Origin of the sequence: Frankia sp. R82, assembly GCF_023716925.1 — a bacterium.
GTDB lineage: Bacteria > Actinomycetota > Actinomycetes > Frankiales > Frankiaceae > Frankia.
In genome coordinates this window covers 1-1,342 of record NZ_JAMQQG010000164.1, presented here as the reverse complement: position 1 = coordinate 1,342, position 1,342 = coordinate 1, and the positions used below count along the sequence as shown (strand labels likewise).

Annotated in this window: 1 protein-coding gene and 1 pseudogene; both read left to right on the top strand. The window is 66.7% G+C overall.

Annotation, left to right across the window (positions count from 1 at the left end; all coding sequences use genetic code 11):
* A pseudogene (locus ND747_RS16380) lies at window positions 1-244 on the top strand (hypothetical protein); the annotation flags it as partial.
* A 399-nt stretch (window positions 245-643) separates the two neighbouring features.
* Window positions 644-1,342, top strand: a 699-nt coding sequence (locus ND747_RS16375; protein WP_251734475.1) for a recombinase family protein, incomplete at its 3' end; no start/stop codon positions are given.

The following is a 1,342-nucleotide window of genomic DNA, read 5'->3' as shown; positions in this document are numbered from 1 at the left end:
CCCCGGAGACATCGCGGTGACCCGCCAGCGCCCCCCTCGCGAGAACGACCCCGTTCCAGCCGACAGCAGCGAAGAAGTCACGGCTGAACGTCAGGTCGCGGTCAGAAACATCATCATCGAACGTGTCGAAACCGTCCCCATGACTCCCGAGGAATACGACACCGCGGTGTCCTTTCTCGCCGAACTTGTCCTACAGTGGGAACGGAAAGGCGCGCCGGACGTCGCACCGAAAAGGGCAGCCTGACAGCCCTTGCTCTTTCAAGCGGGCGGCCTGTCCCTCTCGGACGGGCCGCCCGCCCCTCCTCAGCAAAGGGCCGTCGGTACGCGCTGACCATTTTCGACCCAACAGACGGCCACAAAAACGGCGGCGATCAGCGAACCCGCCGGACCGCCGGTTGTGTACTACGTCCGGATCGTCACCGACGGCCACCGCAAGTCCCTCGACGAGCAGCGCACCCAGACCCTCACTTACCTCACAGCACATCACCCGGCCAGCCACCTGCTCCACGAGGACCGCCGCGAGCCGGCACACACCCGATTCTCCCCGGCGTCAATAGGCCGTCGCGTTCCCCCCTGCCACCAACGCCGCACATAAAGCCCCACCGCCGCCCACGACCAGTACCGGAAGGAAAGGAAAAGCGCCATGGCCCGTGCGACCTCGCGTCGAAAGAGCGCGAACCGCACACCCCAACCCACCCCCGACCCACTCGACACCATCAGGGTCGGGATCTACCTGCGGCGCTCCACCGACGACGAACACCAGCCCTACTCCATCGAAGCCCAAGAAGAACGGCTGCGCTCCTACGTCGACTCCCAGCCCAGCTGGGCCATCGCCCACCGGTTCTCCGACGACGCCTCCGGCGCCACCACCGAACGCCCCGACCTACAACGCGCCCTGTCCGCGGCCCGCCACGGCCTGATCGACGTCCTGCTCGTCTACCGCGTCGACCGGCTCTCCCGCAACCTGCGCGACACCGTCACCCTGCTCGAAGAACTCGACCAGGCCGGCGTCGTCTTCCGCTCGGCCACCGAGCCGTTCGACACCGCGACCCCGATGGGCCGCATGCTGCTCCAGATGCTCGCGATGTTCGCGCAGTTCGAACGCGACACGATCATCGACCGGGTCATCGCCGGCATGGAACGCAAAGCCGCCAAGGGCCTGTGGATGGGCGGTAACCGGCCCTTCGGCTACCAGGTCGACCGCACGAACTGGAAGCTGCTCGTCGACGAGAAAGAAGCCGCAGTCGTCCGTCTGATCTTCAACTTCTACGTCCGGGACCGGCTCGGCACCCGCGCCATCGCCAACACCCTCAACGAACGCGGCCACCGCACCACCACCGGC